Below are 16,508 nucleotides of genomic sequence, written 5' to 3'. Positions count from 1 at the left end.
CCCTTCAGAACTTGGGCAGTCAAACCGTGGGCCGCCGCGCCGCCCACGGTGCTGCCTTCTCGACCTGTCCGGCAAGACGCAGGAGCAGTGCCTCCTCGCCATAACGACCCGTGGCCATGATCCCGATGGGCAGGCCATCCTTCGACATGCCCAGCGGAAGCGACATGCTCGGCTGGCCGGTGCCGTTGTAGATGCCGGTAAAGGCGGTGAACGCGCCGACCTCGCGGCCCCAGTCAGCCATCGAGCGCCCGGTATCCAGGCCCACCCGGCCCAGCGGCAGCGGCGGCGCCGACAGCGTGGGCGAAAGGATCACGTCATAGCCTTCCATGAACTGCGCGATCGAAACGGCGGCAGCCTGATAGGCGCTGTTGCCCCGCGCGAAGTCCATGCCGGTATAGGCCTTGCCCATCGCGACGAAATCGAGCGTCGTCCGCTCCAGCACGTCCGGCCCCAACTCGATGCCCAGCGCCTTGGCCCGGTCGACGCAATCGGCCGCCACCGACGATGCCATGAGCGCGAAGCTGCTGGCGCCGATGCTGGCGAAATCGATCTTCGGCGCGGCTTCCTCGACATGATGCCCGAGGGTTTCGAGCAGCCTTGCCGCCCCCTGCGTCGCCGCGATCACTTCCGGATCGACCGGCGCGCCCGAGAACGGCGAAAGCATAAGCGCCACCCGCAGCTTGCCCGGATCGCGGCCGACCTCTGCAAGGAACGGCCGTTCTGGCGTCGGAGCGCCATAGCGCGAGCCCGGCTCCACCCCATGCGTCGCATCGAGGATCGCGGCGGAATCGCGCACCGTGCGCGTCACCGCGTGGTGGACCGACATGCCGCCCCAGCCTTCGGTGCGCGATGGGCCCATCGGCACGCGCCCGCGCGAGGGCTTGAGGCCGAACAGCCCGCAGGCCGACGCCGGAATGCGGATCGATCCGCCGCCATCGGTCGCGTGTGCCGCCGGGATCACGCCCGCCGCCACAGCCGCCGCCGCGCCGCCCGACGATCCGCCAGCGATGCGCCCCGGATTCCACGGATTGCGCGTCGGGCCCATCAGCACGCTCTCGGTCGTGCCGGTCAGGCCGAATTCGGGCGTCGTCGTCTTGCCGAAGATGGCAAAGCCCGCACGCTCGATCCGCCGCACCAGTTCAGAGGTCACGCTCGCACGCTGGCCCTTGTAGAGACGGCTGCCGTTCTCGGTCACCTCGCCCGCGATATAGGTGTTGAGGTCCTTGAGCAGCCAGGGAACCCCGGTGAACGGTCCTTCCGGCAGGCCCTGGGCAATGGCCTTGCGCCCGTAGTCGTAGTGCTTCTGCGCCATGAAATTGAAGCGCGGGTTCATTGCCTCGGCGCGCGCGATGGCGGCCTCGAGCAACTCTGCGGCCGAAACCTTGCGCTTCCTCACCAGCTCGGCAAGGCCGAGCGAGTCATGGGTGTCGAGAACATCCTGCATCGCTTGCGCGCTCCCCGGCAGGCCGGCGGTCGCGGCAAGCGCGATCCCGCCGGCGAGGGCTTCCCTTCTGGTGGCCTTCATTACTTGACGTAGTAGCGCGAGTAGTACTTGCGGAACTGCGCGATCGGACCGTCGCCTTCGCAGATCAGCGCGTTGGGCTCGAACTTCTGGCGGTCCCAGATGATCTTGTCCTGGTCGAACTGCTTGCAGATGTCGCGGATGATCGCCTTGGCGACGCCCGCCCGCTCGCCCTCGGCCTGCGAACGCGGCTGGGTGAAGCAGAAGCGCACATGGACATGGTCAAGCTCGACCGGCGTGATGCAGGCCACGAGCAGCGTTTCGGAAATGCCGGTAAAGCGCGTCCAGCTCTGCCCCGGCCCCATCGTGTCGTAGCTGATCTGGCCGTCGACCTCGCCCCACGGCGTGCCCATCTTGGCCTTCACGTCGGCGCCGCGGCCCCAGTCGCCCCAGCGCAGATCGCCCAGCGGCACGTTGGCGGTGCCGTGGATGTACTTGAAGTGCGCCACGTCCACGCCGTTCTCGGCCATGTTCTGGATCGAACCGTAGACGTTCCATTCGTAGATGTCGTAATCGGTCCACTCGGGATCGGTCGCCTCGGGCAGGTGCACCACCTCGAATAGCGGGGCCACGTCCTCGGGATGATACCACAGCCAGATCCAGCGGTTGGCCTCGGTCACGTGCCAGGTACGGGTGCACTTGCGCTTCACCTGCGGCGGGATCGACTTCGAATAGGGGATGTCCTTCACGGTCCCCTCCTCGCCGTCATAGCGCCAGGCGTGGAACGGACATTCCAGCAGGTTGCCGTGAACCTTGCCGCCGTGGCCCATGTGCGCGCCCAGATGCTTGCAATAGGCGTCGATCACGCGAACCTGGCCGTCCTCGCCGCGCCACATGGCGAGGTCCTTCGAGAAGTAGCGCAGCGGGCGCACTTCGCCGACCGCGAGGTTCGCCGAAAGGTCGATCGCGTACCAGCCCAGAGGGAAGCCGATGTCGAGATTGCGTTCCTCCACGGATGCGCGGCCTTCGACAGGGGCGGTGCGCCAGTCGATCAGTTCCTGACCGCGCATCTTCTCGAGGATCTGCCACACGGCGACCGGCGGCGTGCGCGCGTCGGTCGGCGCGGGGGTGGCGGCGGCTTTGGTTTCAGGGGCTTCAGTGGCTGACATGGCCAAACTCCCACATCTTTCTCCCCGACAGGCGGGGACGGTTCCGGGCAGACGGGGTTGTCTCAACCGCCCTGGCACACGTTGCGAATGGAGCAGACTTCCCGGCTCCGTGAGAAACTTGGCGGGCGCGCAGCATCGTCATGCGACCGGCTCCGCCATGCGCCCGTCGAGGGCGCGCACCGGCACGCCCAGTTCGTGCAGCAGGGGCAGGCTGCGGGCGATCCTGCCGCTCAGCTCGCTGGCGGGACGGTGGCACAGTTGCAGCGCCGCCTCGGCCATCGCCTCGACCGGTTCAAGATGGTCGTTCTCGTCCCAGTTGCCGATCGAAAGCGCGCCTTCGCTGGCGACCGCGCCAACCGGGGCCAGCGCATTGACCGCGATCGCCTCGCGCATCAGCTCCACCGCCCATCCCGCCGTCATCCGGTCGAGCGCGGCCTTGCCGGTGCCGTAGAGCGTGGCATGGCCGTCGCGGTTGAAGGCGACATAGCGGTCGTCCTCGCGGTACGGCGCTGGCGGCGGCAGGTCGGCGGTGGCGCTCGATATGTTGACTATCCAGCCCTCGCCGTTCGCGCGCATGTGCGGCAGCGCCTGCTGCGACAGCTCGAGCGGGGCGCGCACGTTCATCTGGAGCGCAAGCTCGACCTGGCGCGGCTGTGCTTCCCAGATCGGCACGAAGCGCGCCCAGGCGGCATTGTTGACGAGGATGTCCAGCCGTCCGAACCGCTCCACCGTCTCGGGCACGATCCGGGCGCGGTCGATGGGGTCGGCAAGGTTCGCGCAGATGGCAAGCGCCTCGCCGCCCGCCGCCTCGATGGCAACCGCGGTTTCAGCCAGAGAGCCGGCCAGAGAGCCGTGCAGGGAGCCTTCAGGCGTGGCGGTGCGGGCGACGATCGCCACCCGCGCGCCCTCGGCGGCAAGGCGGCGCGCGATGGCCGCACCGATGCCCCGGCTCGCGCCGGTGACGATGGCGACGCGCCCGTCAAGAACGCGCCCCTTGCTCACAAGCCGAAGACCTTCATCGCGTTCTCGCGCAGGAACTTTGGCCACACCTCGTCCTTGAACGGCACGTTCTGCATGTCGGACATGATCCGGTCGAGGCTGAGCCCCATCGGGAAGTATCCGGCATAGATCACCTTATCCGCGCCGCGCGTGTTGGCGTAGTCGATGATCGCCTTGGGGTAATGCTTCGGCGCGAAGGCGCTGGTCGAATAATAGAGGTTCGGCCACTTGAGCATGAGCTTGACCGCCAGCGCCTCCCACGGCTCGGCGCCGTGGCGCATGACCACCTTCAGCTCGGGGAAGAACCAGCACACCTCGTCGAGATGCTCGACCTTCTGCGTCTCCATCGGGATGCGCGGGCCGGGAATGCCGACGTTCAGGAGGATCGGCAGGCCCAGTTCCTCGCAGGCGGAATAGATCGGCCACATGTACTTGTGGTTGATCGCCACCTGCGGGAGCGTGCCCGAAGGGAAGCACGACACCGCCGAAAGGCCGACCTCGGCATGGATGCGCTTGATCCGGCGCACCTCCTCGGTGCCGTTGTTCGGGTTGATCGGCAGGTCGAAGAAGAAGCGCTCGGGGTACAGCTCCTTGGCGCGATAGGACGTGTCGTTCTCGTTCCAGCCGACCAGCGCCTTCTCGACGTTGTGCTTGTCCATCTGCGCAACGGTCCAGGCGAGATAGTCGTCCTGCTTGCCCGACTGCGGGATGTCCTTGAACATGTACTGCGCCGGCATGGCGAACTGGCCCAGCGTTTGCTGGTCCTTGATCAGCGCACGGAACGGGGCGAACCACTCGGCGCGGTCTTCCGCGTCGGGGATGCCCAGCATGCAGTCGATGATCCCGATATCGGTGGGCATTGCCATGTCATTGTTCTCCCGAAAGTTGCGGCCACAGCTTGCGCAGGGCGATCTTGTCGACCTTGCCCAGCGCGTTGCGCGGCAGTGTCGTGGTAGCAAAGGCGACGCGGGTGGGCGCCTTGTAGCGGGCAAGCCGGCCGGCCACCCATTCGATCACGCCCGCCTCGTCGATGCCGTCATTTCCGGCGGCGATGACCACTGCCACCAGCCGTTCGCCCAGCCGCTCGTCCGGCAGGCCGAAGGCGGCGCATTCGGTCAGGCCCGGCAATTCGCCCAGCACCCGTTCGACCTCGGCGCAGTAGATGTTCTCCCCGCCCGAGATGACCATGTCCTTCTTGCGGTCGACGATGAAGACATAGCCATCCTCGTCGACGAAGCCGACGTCGCCGGTACGCAGCCAACCGTCGCCGGTCAGCACCGCGGCGGTCTCTTCCGGGCGGTTCCAGTAGCCCTTCATCACCTGCGCGCCGCGCACGACGATCTCGCCCGCCTCGCCAGGCGCCAGGATCTGTCCTTCGGGGCCCTCGATCCGCACTTCGACCATCGGCAGGACCCTGCCCGCCGCTGCCGGGCGGCGCATGAAGTCCGGCCCCACCGCCTGCGCGATCGCGCCCGAGCATTCGGTCATGCCATAGCCGGTGCCGATCTGGGCGTGGGGGCACAGCGCGTGGACTTCCTCGACCAGGTTCACCGGCAAGGCCTGCCCGCCGCTGCCGATGTTGCGCAGCGAGACGAGGCTGGCCCCGTCCGTGCGCGCGCGGTGGAGGATGTCCCACAGCATCGTGGGCACGGCGCTGAACATGCTGATCTGTTCGGCGGCGATCAGGCGCGCGGCCTCGTCGGCGTCCCAGCGCCGCATGATCACGACCTTGCCCCCGCTCACGAAGGGCGAGAGGAACCCGGCGCCAAGGCCCGAGACGTGGAACAGCGGATAGACCAGCAGCGAAGCCTGCTGCGGCATCTGGCCGATCAGCGCCTCTACCGTGGTGCCCATCTGCGCGGCCATGTTGGTCAGTACGACCATGCCCGACATCTGCGTGCTCATCAGCCCGGTGATGACGTTGCGGTGCGAAAGGATCGCGCCCTTGACCCGTCCGGTCGTGCCCGAGGTGAACAGGATAGCGCAGGGATCTTCGGGATCGGCCACGCCGGCATCGGCCGCCGGCTCTGCCGCCCGGCGCGTCAGTTCGTCTTCGGGAAGCGGCTTGGTCAGGTCGAGGACGCGGCCCTTGTATCCCGCGTCGCGCACGGCATCGGCGCGGTCGGTATCGGCCAGCACGACGGCAGGATCGACATCTTCCAGCATGGCCAGAAGTTCCGGCCCCGAGCCCCGGCTATTGACCAGGACCGCGACGCCGCCCGCCTTCATTACCGCCAGGAACGCGACGAGCCATTCGGCGCGGTTGCGCATGGCGATGGCCACCCTGTCGCCGCGCCGCACGTGGAGCAGCGGCACGAGCTGGTCGCGCCAGGCGAAGAACTGGTCGTAGTCGAGCCGGCGCTCTTCCCCGTCGCTGCTGAAATCGACCACGCAGGTGCGGTTGCCGAACCGGCGGGCGGATTCGATCATCAGGTTGAGATCGGGGGGTGCCGAAACGAACTGGCGTATGCCGTTGCGCAGGCCGATTTCGAACGGCGATCCGGGTCCGGCCACGCGGGCCAGAACCGGGTCGTTCAGGACCGGATCGCTCTGCAACGGCGCCTCGCTCGCGGGGCGATGGCCTTCGCGCAATATGTCGGACATCGCACTCCCAAACCTTGCGTCGCTTTGTCTATATCTCCTTCTATACCGTCTTTTGCGTATTTCAAGTGGCTTTCAATTGCGCAGATTGCTCCGGAGCGATTCTTCGGGGGTGCGCCCGCGCAAAACTGGCCGATCAGGCCGGATTGCCGCCGTCCCAGGCCCCGCGCGCCGTGGAAAGCGCTCTTGCCGCGAAACCCCCGAGCGGGTCGGCAAGGTGCGCGCGACTCAGGATTTCGACACTGACCACCCCCGAAAAGCCACGATTGCGTAACGTGCGCGCGAATCGCCCCACGTCCAGCACGCCTTCACCGGGGAAGGTGCGCCGGTCCATCATCTCGGCCAGCACGTCGTCGCCAGCGGGCGGCAGGGCATCGTCGATCTCGACATAGGCGATGTGGCCGGGCGGCGCGGTTTCCAGCGTGCTCCAGCCATCCGGATCGTGCGAGAGGTGCCACACATCGACCAGCGCCCCCGCCCGCGCCGGCCCCACGGCCTCCACGATGTCGAGCGTTTCGGCGAGGGTCGAAAGTCCGCTGATCGGCATGAACTCCAGCGCAAGGCGCAAGCCTGGCGTCCGCTCGCAAGCCGCTGCCACGGCCGCTGCCCGCGCCTGCCGGTCGGGCCCGGTCACATTGACCTGAAGAATAGCGGTGCCAAGCGCCTCGCCATCGCGCGCCGCCGCCTCGAGCTGCGCGAGGGCCCCGGCCGACCCGTCGATCATCGCGCAGGCGGCAAGCGGCCCCGCCGCGAGCCCCGCATCGCGCATCCGCCGGGCGAGCGCGCGGACCGAGCCCCCCTCGCCCTTCCACTGCCCAAGCGAAAGGCAGTCCACCGCCAGCATGTCGAACCCTGCCCGCGCCACGGCATCGACCGCCGCCGGCAGGTCCACCTTCAGGCCATACCAGGGCGAGCGGCAGAAATGGTTGAAGCTGAAGAGATCGGTCATGCCGGCCCGAGGTCGTCCGGCCCCCAGTAGGCCCGCAGGGAAACGATGCGCCCCTCGGCGTCGAAGCGGCAGGCGTCGGCCGAACGGATGCGCAGCCGCTCTCCTCCCGGCGGGGTGAACTCGACGTCGAACACCACCAGCGCCTCGTCGCCATGCGATCCGCGATGGGGGACGACCGGGGTGATGCGCGTGGCGAAGGCCACGGTATCGGCAAACCACTGCGCGATGTCGTCGCCGCTGCGCGGGGCAGAACCGATCGGGTCCTCGATCACCGCACCGGGTGCGAACAGCGCGGTCACGCCCGCCGCATCGCCGGCGTTGATCCGGTCGACATAGGCCTGGAGCGTCGCCTTCATCACTGCCGTCGTCGGCGTTGCGGTCATGGTCTTACCCTACCCTCCAAGCGATGCGAGCAAGGCAACGAGCTGCGCCTGCCGGTGCACACCGGTCTTGGCGAAGACCGCGCGTAATTGCACTTTCGCGGTGTTGTGCGCGATGCCAAGCCGCCTCGCCGCCTCGACCAGGCTGTGCCCCTCGGCCAGCACGGCGGCGAGCCGCGCCTCGGCCATGGTCAGGCCCAGCAGGTCGCGCAGGGCCTGGGGGTCGGTGCTCTTTTCCGGCCCCGGCCGTGCCAGGAACAGCGCCAGCGCCCCCGCTCCGGAATGGATCGCGCTGACATCGAGCGGTCGCGCGGTGACGACAAGATCGCCGTGGCCCGGCCGTTCGATACGGAATCGCGTCAACCCCGGTCCCACCGCTCCGCCCGCCAGCAGGTCGACCACCAGCCGCTGGTGCGCCGGATCGGCAAGCGCCAGTTCCTCGCCCCGCCGTCTCAGGCCTTCGTCCTCGCCAAGGATGCTGTCGGCCAGTGCGTTGGTGCTGACGATGCGGCGGTTGCGGTCGAGAACCACGAGAGCAAGGCCGAGCCCCTGCGCGGTGGCATGGAACACGCCGTGCTGGGCGCCCGCGAACTGCAACCTCTCGAACAGGCCCACCGCGATGCGCAAGTGTTGCGACAGCGCCTGAAGCCGCGCGCGATCCTCGCGATTGAAGTCGGGCAGGGCGTTGTGGCGGCTTATGCGAAAGCGCGCCTCGTAGCGCCCGTCATCGGCCCGGCGCGCCTGCGCCCCGCCAAAGTGGAGATCGATTCCAAGCACCTGGTCGAAGCCGGTGTCCGCCATGGTGCGGCGATATTCGGGAAAGGCCTCGTCCGGCAGGCCGGCCATGAATTCGGCATAGGACGTGACCACCCCGTCCGCGAGGCCCTGGAACGGATCCTCGGCAAAGAGGCTCTCGGCATAGTTGCTGGCAAAGTCGGCGCTACCGCCGGGGGTCAGGAAGGTTGCCGGCTGGCGCTTGCCGGGAGCGGTGATGATGAGCGTGGCGAAAGTCGCGTCCATCCACCGCGCCAGCGCCTCGAGAAAGCCGCGCCACGGCTGCTCCTCTCCGATGCCGGAATAGAGCCGCGCGATCAGGTCCGAAAATTCGAGGTCCACCGTACCCGCCATCGCGACAGCATAGGCGGGTAACCTGCTCATGTGCACCCTCTTCCGCTGACCGCCCCCTCTCCTGCGCTTGCAGGGCACCGGGAGGGGGCGACCGCGAAGGCTTACTCGGCCGGTTCCAGCGCCGCCGCTTCGGCCGCCTCGAGCGCGCGGAAGTGCGGGATGACCTTTTCACCGATGTTGCGGATCGATTCCATGATGATGTCGTGCGGGATGCCGCCCATCTGGAAGATGAAGAGGATCTCGTCCGCGCCCGCATCCTTCAGCCGCTGGACATAGCGGATGCAGTCGTCCGGCGTGCCATAGGCGTCCTGCGCGACGGTGTAGTTTGACAGATGCTCGTCACCGACCGGAATCGCCTCTTCCGACAGATAGGCGATGGTCGCCTGCTTGCCCTGTTCCAGCACCTTGGCGTGATCTTCGGCGGAAAGGTTGTCGTCCACAGTCGGCTTGGGGCCGCCCTGATACCAGTAGGCGATGCTTTCGGCGAAGAAGCGCTGGCCGCGCAGGCCGACCTTGCGCGCCTTCTCGCGGTCATCGAGGACGGTCGCGGCGCAGAGCGCGGCGAGGTGTTCGGTCGGACGGAAGCCGACCTGGTCCTCGGCCTTGCGGGTGCGGAAGGCCTCGCGATAGATCGCGTTCTTCTTGGCGATCTCCTCGGGGCCGGAAAACCCCAGAACCAGCGCGCCGATGCCGCGGCTGCCGGCGGCGATCAGCGTGTTCTCGCGCGTGCAGGCCATGTACATCGGCGGATGCGGGTCCTGGAACGGCTTGGGGTGGATCGGGCGCTTGGGGATCTTGATGTACTGGCCGTCGTGCTCGATCTCGTCCTGCACCATGATCTTGGGGATCAGGTACATCGATTCGTCGATCATCGGCTGGAGTTCGGCCAGGTCATAGCCGAACGTGCCGGCTTCCTGCTGCGTGCCGCCCTTGCCGACGCCGAAGTGGAGACGGCCCTTGGAGAGGATGTCGAGCGTGGCGATGCGTTCCGCCACCTTGACCGGATGGTTCATTGCCGGCGGCAGGCAGACCACGCCGTGGCCGACGTGTATGCGGCTGGTCGCGCCAGCGATGAACGCCAGCACCGTTTCCGGAGCCGACATGTGGGCATACTGGGTCAGCGCGGTATGCTCCACGCACCAGATGCAGTCGAAGCCCATTTCCTCGGCGTACTTGGCCTGCTCGACGATCTGCAGGAACACCGCCTGCTCGTTATCGCGGCTGGTATCCACCATTTGCGCTTCGTAGATGATCGAGAACTTCATTGCGCTTGTCTCCCGTGCCGCCCTGTGTCGGGCGTTGCTGTGCGAATGGCACGAAAGTACAGGTTGCGCATGTCCCGCGCATAACCCGTTCGGGCTAAGGCAGCGCGATCAGGCCACGCGCAGGCTTTCGACCAGCCCGACGAGGTCGTGGACCGTGCAGGTCCGCCCTTCGCGCGTGCGGATGACCTTGCCGCCGCACCCGGTTGCCGTCGCAGCCTCCGTCGCCGCCCCGCTCGTCCGGGCGAAACTGCGAAGCTGGTGGCGCTCCACAGCGCAAAGCCCGCCAAGCAGGAACCCCGCACTGGCCCCGGCGCCAGTCGACATCCCCGTGGAAGTCGCGATCAGGATGAAACGCGGATCGCCCCCGCCGCCCACCTGCCCGAGGCGCGTGGCGAGATCGACCACCGGCACCGCCGCGCCGCGATGCGCGATCATTCCGGCAAAGCGGCCGTCGCCTTCGACCATGTCGATCATCCGCGCGGCGTCATAAGGAAGGATTTCGGTCACATGGTCGAGCGGCGCGGCATGCTGGTCATCGCCAAGCGTGAAGATCAGGAATGGCATGCGCGACGCAGCGGACGCATCTGCGCCTTTGCCGGCGCCCGTTGCCAAAGTGCCGCCGGCGGAAGCCCGCCCGACGCCCTCGGTCGTGTCGACCTTCTCCTCGAGCGAGGCGAGGCTGGCTAGGTGTTCGTGGGCCTTGAGCGCGGCGGGGTCGAACAGCAGGATCGGCGGCTCGGCGGCATGGAGCCCTGCGATCAGCCCCCCTTCCCCCACCTCGAAACCCTGGAGGCCGAGATTCTCGTCGCGCGATCCGGCGACCATGTCGAGTACGGCATCGATCGCCAGCGCAACACGACCGCCATCCTCGAGACGCACGACAATGCTCGCCGCCTCGCGCATCGGGGGCTGGCGGCCCAGTCCGAGAAGGTGGAGCGTATCGACGAGCGGCAGCCGGCTTCCGTTGGATACGATGCGCCCGATCCACAGCGGATCGTCGACCGGGCTTTGCAGCACGGCAGTACGCGGCATCGTCGCCTCGATCACATCGGCGCAGAGGCCGAAGCGGTGGGGTCCCACGGAAAAGGTCAGTAGCGGAGGTCCGCCGGTCCTGCGCGCCGATGCCGCCACGCGGCGATCCTCGGCCAGGATCAGGCCGGGCACGGCGGCAAGGCCCTCGACATCGAGGATCACGCCCGTCCGCCCGCCATGGGAAAAGCCGGCGACGATGACTGGCGCGGTTTCGACCGGGCCGGAAGAGGAAAGCTCCAGCGCGGTCCTGCGGTCGCGCGACAGGTCGACCACGCCGCAGATCTCGTCCGCGCAGGCGCCGAACACGCCGCGTTCCGTGCGCAGCACCATGACCACGCCCCGCGTTGCTGGCCCAGCGGCGGTCGGGTCGGCCGTCTCTTCGCACTCCGCCTGCCCGCCAAGGACAGTGCCGTGAAGGCCGCCGATCATCTCGCCAAGTTCGACCACAGGGATCATCGCCCCGCGCAAGTCGAGCGCGCCGCGCAGGCCCGCCAGCGTCGGCGGCAGTTCCGCCAGTACGGGCGGATGCGCCACGACTTCGCGGATGCCGCTGATCGGCACGGCAAAGTGGAGTCCGCCGATCCTTGCAAGACCGTGGAGCGCCGATGCCTTGGCAGGTTCGGAAGGGGACGGCGAGAACAAGGCGCTCAGGACGCCTGCGACCGGGCCGAGGCGCCGGTGACGTTGGCGAGGCTGTTGATGAGCGAGACGGCATCGGCCGAAACCTGATCCTGCACCGAGACCGATGCGCTGATCGCCTCGATCGCGCTGCCGGTCCTCCGCACCGAATCGACGATCCCGTCGAATGCGTTCGACGCTTCGTGCGAGCGCGCCGTGCCGAGGCCGATGCGGCCGATCGATTCGTCGATCAGGCGGCTGATGTCGCGCGCGGCGGTCGAGGACCGTTCGGCAAGGCGCCTTACCTCGCCGGCCACCACGCTGAACCCGACACCATGTTCGCCGGCCCGCGCCGCCTCGATTTCGGCATTGAAGGCAAGCAGGTTGGTCTGCCCCGCGATTTCGCCGATGATGCCGACGATCTCGGCAATGCCGGCGGCGGAAGTCTGGATCAGTTCGATCGCCTCGATCGCCTTGGACAGGGCGTCCATGCCCTTCTCCGCATTGTCGCGGGTGCTCTGGGCAAGACCGTTGGCCGAAGTCGTGGCATCGGTGATCGCCGCGATGGAGCTGGAAAGCCGTTCCACCAATCCGCCCAGATCGCTCGCGCGGGCCTCGATCTCGCGCTCCATCGCCACCTGGTCGGTGATGTCGAACGCGAACTTGACCACGCGCACGGGCTTGCCGCGCAAGTCGAAGATCGGATTGTAGGTTGCCTGGATCCACACGTCGCGATCGTACTTGCCGACGCGGTGGAAGCGGCCCGCATGGAATTCGCCACGGTTCAGCTTCAGCCAGAACTCCGCATATTCGCGGCTGCGCACATAGTCGGGCGCGCAGAACATGGAGTGGTGCTGACCGCTGACCTCGCGCAGCGAATACCCCATGGTCGACAGGAAATTGTCATTCGCCGTCAGGACATTCCCGTCGAGGTCGAACTCGATCACGGCGAGCGCGCGGTTGATCGCGACGACCTTGGCCTGGTATTCGTTGGACAGGACCTTCTGGGCGGTGACGTCGGCGGCGATCTTGCAGATCTTGGTCGGCTTCCCGTCAGTCCCGATGATGGGATTGTAGCTGGCGCGGATCCAGATTTCCTCGCCGGCCTTGGTCAGCCGCTTGAACTCGCCGCTGACATATTCGCCCCGGCCAAGCCTTTCCCACAAGCTGGCGTATTCAGGAGACGAGACCAGTTCCGGTTCGCAAAACAGCCGATGGTGCCGTCCCTTGATCTCGTCGAGCCGGTAGCCGGTCGTCTCGAGCATATGTTCGTTGGCCCACAGGATGTTGCCTTCGAGATCGAACTCGATCATCGCGTGGCTGCGGCTGATCGCGGCGATCTGCTCGGACTGCTCGTTGAGCTGGTCGACCGTCTCGGTGGCATCGCAGCTGTAGCACAGCACCGAAATCAGACGGTCGCCGTCCAGCGTCGGGACGAAGGCCTCGCGCAGCCACACCGTCTTGCCCGCACCTGCATCGTGGCGACGCAGGACAATCTCGCTTTCACCACGGGAAAAGCGGCTCCACCAGGCCTGGGGATCCGCAGGGACGTTCGCGCCTTGCCATAAGGCGGTGAAGGGCTTGCCGACGACGGCTTCGCGATCACGGCCGGTGCGCTCGAGGTATGTGTCGTTGATGGCCACGATCGTGCCAGTGGGCGAGTACTGGCAGATCGGCAGCGCCTTGCCGAGCGCGTCATTGCGGTGGACCAGCAGGGCTACGTCCCCATCGCCATCGCAAGTCCGCACGCCCATGAAGAGAACCGGCGCGCTGCGTCCCTCGCCAAGGCGCGCCGCGCCGGAGATTCCGGCAAAGCCGCCCGAAGGCTGCGGCACGCCGCCGCTGACGCGCGCGATCTCGCCATTGCAGATCCGGGTCCAGGCAGCCACGTCCGCCACGAATATCGATGCGAAATCGTGGTCGGACAGCCCCGAACCGCCGAACAGGCGCAACGCCTCGTCGTTACCGCCGACGCACTTGCCGGTCTTGCGGTCGAATGAAAGGATGACCGATGCATCGGCCAGCGCGGCTGCGGCCTGACCGACAAGGTCCAACGGGGGTGTCTGGATGGTCATTAAGTATGTTCTCCGTCGCAACCTGTGCCGGCGGTCTCGCGTTCATGCCGGAAGATTGCAGGACGCTGTTAATTTAGGCGTGAGGCTCCGCTCCGCGCCTTTCCTTAAGGCAGCGTCAGGCGCCCGTTTGCGGAACACGGAGGTACGATGTGCTGGGCAATCTTGCTCCCGGCGCGACCGTGCCGAGCCAGGCAACGTGGTCCTTCGCCCCGCACCAAGGTGCTGATTCGATAGGCTATTGTTCCCGACGCCAAATGCTTGCCAAGGGCGCCGGCACCAGGCGTGAAGCGCCGGCGGAACGCGCAGTATCAGCGGGGAGAAGTGGTTAACGCGGGCCTTGCCCCGGTTGTGCCGTCGTGGCACGGCGGCACTTTGGCGGTATCTTTGCGAGGCCTACATTGCGCGACTGAAGGAAATCCGTTAACCGAAGGCGGGAATACCTTCAAAAAGGCGGGCAATGGCCGAGTCAAATTCAATCGTGAGCCAGATCGGCGATCTCGCTTCGGCGGGAGAGCGCATGATCGAGCGCCTGCGCCGCAAGGCGTTCCTGCCCGAAAGCCGCAAGGGGCTCAACGTCCGTTTCGGAATTGCCGAGGCGGCGCAACTGCTTGGCTGCTCGACAAACCGCATCCGCATGGCCGAGGACGACGGCCGCCTGCCCCCTCCCCCTGCCGGGGAAAACGGGCGCCGCATCGGCTATTCGATGGAGGAAATGCTGCGCATGCGCGAGGTGCTTGGCGCCTCCCCCGCCCGCGCGCCGATGGACGTGCCGGCGATCATCGCGGTGCAGAACTTCAAGGGCGGCGTGGGCAAGTCGACCGTCACCACCCACCTCGCACACTACTTCGCGGTCCAGGGCTATCGCGTGCTGGTGGTGGATTGCGACAGCCAGGCGACGACGACGACGCTGTTCGGCTTCAACCCGCATTTCAACATCACCCGCGACGAAACGCTCTACCCCTATCTCTCGATCGACCCGACGCAGACCGACCTGCTCTATGCGGTCAAGCGCACGCCCTGGCCCAACGTCGACCTGATCCCGTCGAACCTCGAACTGTTCGACGTGGAATACGAACTGGCGGCATCCGGCGCCGACGGGCAATCGGTGCTGGCGGCGCGCTTCCGCAAGCTCAAGGCCGGTCTCATGGACATGGCGCGCGACTATGACGTGGTGATACTCGACCCGCCGCCCGCGCTCGGCACGATCAGCCTTGCCGTGATGCAGGCGGCGAACGCGCTGCTGGTGCCCCTCGCCGCTACGACGCCGGACTTCTGCTCGACGGTGCAGTTCCTCTCGATGATGGACCAGGTGATCGCCCAGCTCATCGAGGCCGGCATCGCGGTCGACTATTCGTTCGTGCGGCTGATCTGCTCGAAGTTCGACGGCGGCGACCCGAGCCACGAGATGGTGCGCACCATCATGGAACAGACCTTCGGCCCCGCGCTGCTGCCGGTGCCGATCCTCGAAAGCGCCGAAATCAGCCATGCGGCGCTGCGCATGATGACCGTCTACGAACTCGAAAAGCCGATCGGCACGCCGCGCACCCACAAGCGCAGCCGCGCGAACCTCGACGAGGCGCTTGGCCAGATCGAACAGCTCGTGCGGGCCGGCTGGGGCCGCGTCGCCCCGGCGCGCGAGGAGGATGTGATCCATGCCTGACGCGCGCCTATCATCCAGCTCTTTCCTACAAGGCAATGTTCGCCATATGTTCCGCGCTTTCCATGACGAGGTGAGCCATGGCGCGTAAACAGTCCGACTATCTCGCTGCCCTTCTGGCGGACGAGGAAGCGATTGAAAAGAAATCGGAAAGCGCAGAAGCGCTGATGATCGACGAGGCCCCTGCCCCGGTCGGGACGGCGACGCCTGCCCGCAGCGAACGGCTACGCGGCACGACCCTGCTTGGCCGCGAATCCGCCCTTGCCCGCGTGGCCAGCGGCGAAGTGCGGCAAGTCACGCAACTCCTGCTCGATCCGGCGCGGGTGCGCGTGTGGAAAGGCAACGCGCGTTCCTACGAGCACCTTTCCGAGGAATCCTGCGCAGAGCTGATCGATTCGATCATCGCGGAAGGCGGACAGAAGGTTCCTGCGGTGGTGCGCCGGATCGAAGGCGATCCCGACCACGACTATGAAGTGATCGCGGGCACACGGCGGCACTGGTCGATTTCCTGGCTGCGGCAGCATTCCTATCCGGACATGCAGTTCGTGGCGCAGGTGGCCCAGCTTGACGACGAGGCGGCCTTCCGCCTCGCGGACCTGGAGAACCGCGCGCGCAAGGACGTCTCGGATCTTGAGCGCGCACGCAACTATGCGCAGGCGCTGCACGATCACTACGGCAGCCACATGACGCGCATGGCCGAACGGCTCAAGCTGTCGAAGGGCTGGCTTTCGAAGATGCTGAAGGTGGCGACACTGCCCGACGTGGTCGTTGCCGCCTTCGCCAGCCCAGCCGACGTCCAGCTCAAGCCCGCCTACCCCCTCGCCCAGGCGCTCGACGACCGCATCGCCGCGGCCGCCATCCTGCGCGAGGCGAAGGTACTGGGCCGTCTTCAGGAAGACCGGCGCAAGGCCGGCGATCCGGCCATTCCCGCAACGGAAGTCATCAACCGCCTGCTGGCCGCGCCGCAGTCCGGCAAGGACGCGCCCGAACAGGAGGTCTACCAGAGCCCGTTCGGCCGGCCGGCGGTCACCGTGCGCTCGGTCAATCGCCAGGGCGTGACGCTGCGCCTGCACTCGGGGTCGGGCCTCGGGCTCGAAGGCCTGCTCGATATCGTGCTCGACGCGCTGGTAAAGCTCGAGGCCGAAGGCCGGGGCATCAGCCGCTGATGCACGC

At 67.0% G+C, this 16,508-nt stretch carries 13 protein-coding genes; 2 read left to right on the top strand and 11 right to left on the bottom strand.

Annotated elements, in window-relative coordinates; translation table 11 throughout:
- Positions 1 to 19: 19 nt before the first annotated feature.
- From SARO_RS18885 to SARO_RS18835, 11 genes are all read right to left on the bottom strand, one after another.
- Positions 20 to 1,525 carry an amidase gene (locus SARO_RS18885; protein ID WP_011906849.1) on the bottom strand — a complete coding sequence of 502 codons (1,506 nt, stop codon included), beginning with the start codon at positions 1,523 to 1,525 and terminating at the stop codon, positions 20 to 22.
- A complete protein-coding gene (locus tag SARO_RS18880; RefSeq protein WP_041551635.1) occupies positions 1,525 to 2,631 on the bottom strand; it encodes a Rieske 2Fe-2S domain-containing protein in 1,107 nt (368 codons plus the stop codon). The genes SARO_RS18885 and SARO_RS18880 overlap by 1 nt, the downstream gene beginning before the upstream one ends.
- 138 nt (positions 2,632 to 2,769) lie before the next feature.
- Positions 2,770 to 3,633 (bottom strand): SDR family NAD(P)-dependent oxidoreductase, encoded by an 864-nt coding sequence (locus SARO_RS18875; protein ID WP_011906847.1) that lies wholly within the window; start codon positions 3,631 to 3,633, stop codon positions 2,770 to 2,772.
- Complete coding sequence (locus SARO_RS18870; RefSeq protein WP_011906846.1) at positions 3,630 to 4,496, bottom strand: amidohydrolase family protein; 867 nt, start codon at positions 4,494 to 4,496, stop codon at positions 3,630 to 3,632. The genes SARO_RS18875 and SARO_RS18870 overlap by 4 nt, the downstream gene beginning before the upstream one ends.
- Before the next feature lies 1 nt (position 4,497).
- The gene (locus SARO_RS18865; protein WP_011906845.1) at positions 4,498 to 6,234 is read right to left on the bottom strand and encodes a class I adenylate-forming enzyme family protein; all 1,737 of its coding nucleotides are present in this window, start codon (positions 6,232 to 6,234) and stop codon (positions 4,498 to 4,500) included.
- 133 nt (positions 6,235 to 6,367) lie between these two features.
- Positions 6,368 to 7,180 carry a sugar phosphate isomerase/epimerase family protein gene (locus tag SARO_RS20395; RefSeq protein WP_011906844.1) on the bottom strand — a complete coding sequence of 271 codons (813 nt, stop codon included), beginning with the start codon at positions 7,178 to 7,180 and terminating at the stop codon, positions 6,368 to 6,370.
- Positions 7,177 to 7,563 (bottom strand): steroid Delta-isomerase, encoded by a 387-nt coding sequence (locus SARO_RS18855; RefSeq protein WP_011906843.1) that lies wholly within the window; start codon positions 7,561 to 7,563, stop codon positions 7,177 to 7,179. Before SARO_RS18855 ends, SARO_RS20395 begins: the two co-directional genes overlap by 4 nt.
- Before the next feature lie 9 nt (positions 7,564 to 7,572).
- On the bottom strand, positions 7,573 to 8,718 hold the full coding sequence (locus SARO_RS18850; protein ID WP_011906842.1) for a helix-turn-helix transcriptional regulator: 1,146 nt from the start codon (positions 8,716 to 8,718) through the stop codon (positions 7,573 to 7,575).
- 71 nt (positions 8,719 to 8,789) lie between these two features.
- Positions 8,790 to 9,953 carry an LLM class flavin-dependent oxidoreductase gene (locus SARO_RS18845; protein WP_011906841.1) on the bottom strand — a complete coding sequence of 388 codons (1,164 nt, stop codon included), beginning with the start codon at positions 9,951 to 9,953 and terminating at the stop codon, positions 8,790 to 8,792.
- Positions 9,954 to 10,061: 108 nt separating this feature from the next.
- Positions 10,062 to 11,627 carry a chemotaxis protein CheW gene (locus SARO_RS18840; protein ID WP_011906840.1) on the bottom strand — a complete coding sequence of 522 codons (1,566 nt, stop codon included), beginning with the start codon at positions 11,625 to 11,627 and terminating at the stop codon, positions 10,062 to 10,064.
- A gap of 5 nt (positions 11,628 to 11,632) precedes the next feature.
- Positions 11,633 to 13,678, bottom strand: coding sequence for a methyl-accepting chemotaxis protein (locus SARO_RS18835; RefSeq protein WP_011906839.1), 2,046 nt, complete (start codon positions 13,676 to 13,678; stop codon positions 11,633 to 11,635).
- 457 nt (positions 13,679 to 14,135) lie between these two features.
- Between SARO_RS18835 and SARO_RS18830 the strand changes: the two genes are divergently transcribed.
- Positions 14,136 to 15,338, top strand: coding sequence for an AAA family ATPase (locus tag SARO_RS18830; protein WP_011906838.1), 1,203 nt, complete (start codon positions 14,136 to 14,138; stop codon positions 15,336 to 15,338).
- A 77-nt stretch (positions 15,339 to 15,415) separates the two neighbouring features.
- A complete protein-coding gene (locus SARO_RS18825; protein WP_011906837.1) occupies positions 15,416 to 16,501 on the top strand; it encodes a ParB/RepB/Spo0J family partition protein in 1,086 nt (361 codons plus the stop codon).
- Positions 16,502 to 16,508: the final 7 nt, after the last annotated feature.

It is taken from the genome of Novosphingobium aromaticivorans DSM 12444 (assembly GCF_000013325.1).
GTDB lineage: Bacteria > Pseudomonadota > Alphaproteobacteria > Sphingomonadales > Sphingomonadaceae > Novosphingobium > Novosphingobium aromaticivorans.
Note: the sequence above shows the minus strand (reverse complement) of the source record. Positions and strands in the feature narration are given on the sequence as shown.

Coding starts and splice junctions, on each gene's coding strand:
- SARO_RS18885 (WP_011906849.1), bottom strand. CDS start 1,525: ATGAAGGCCACCAGAAGGGAAGCCCTCGCCGGCGGGATCGCGCTTGCC.
- SARO_RS18880 (WP_041551635.1), bottom strand. CDS start 2,631: ATGTCAGCCACTGAAGCCCCTGAAACCAAAGCCGCCGCCACCCCCGCG.
- SARO_RS18870 (WP_011906846.1), bottom strand. CDS start 4,496: ATGGCAATGCCCACCGATATCGGGATCATCGACTGCATGCTGGGCATC.
- SARO_RS18865 (WP_011906845.1), bottom strand. CDS start 6,234: ATGTCCGACATATTGCGCGAAGGCCATCGCCCCGCGAGCGAGGCGCCG.
- SARO_RS20395 (WP_011906844.1), bottom strand. CDS start 7,180: ATGACCGATCTCTTCAGCTTCAACCATTTCTGCCGCTCGCCCTGGTAT.
- SARO_RS18855 (WP_011906843.1), bottom strand. CDS start 7,563: ATGACCGCAACGCCGACGACGGCAGTGATGAAGGCGACGCTCCAGGCC.
- SARO_RS18850 (WP_011906842.1), bottom strand. CDS start 8,718: ATGAGCAGGTTACCCGCCTATGCTGTCGCGATGGCGGGTACGGTGGAC.
- SARO_RS18845 (WP_011906841.1), bottom strand. CDS start 9,953: ATGAAGTTCTCGATCATCTACGAAGCGCAAATGGTGGATACCAGCCGC.
- SARO_RS18835 (WP_011906839.1), bottom strand. CDS start 13,678: ATGACCATCCAGACACCCCCGTTGGACCTTGTCGGTCAGGCCGCAGCC.
- SARO_RS18830 (WP_011906838.1), top strand. CDS start 14,136: ATGGCCGAGTCAAATTCAATCGTGAGCCAGATCGGCGATCTCGCTTCG.
- SARO_RS18825 (WP_011906837.1), top strand. CDS start 15,416: ATGGCGCGTAAACAGTCCGACTATCTCGCTGCCCTTCTGGCGGACGAG.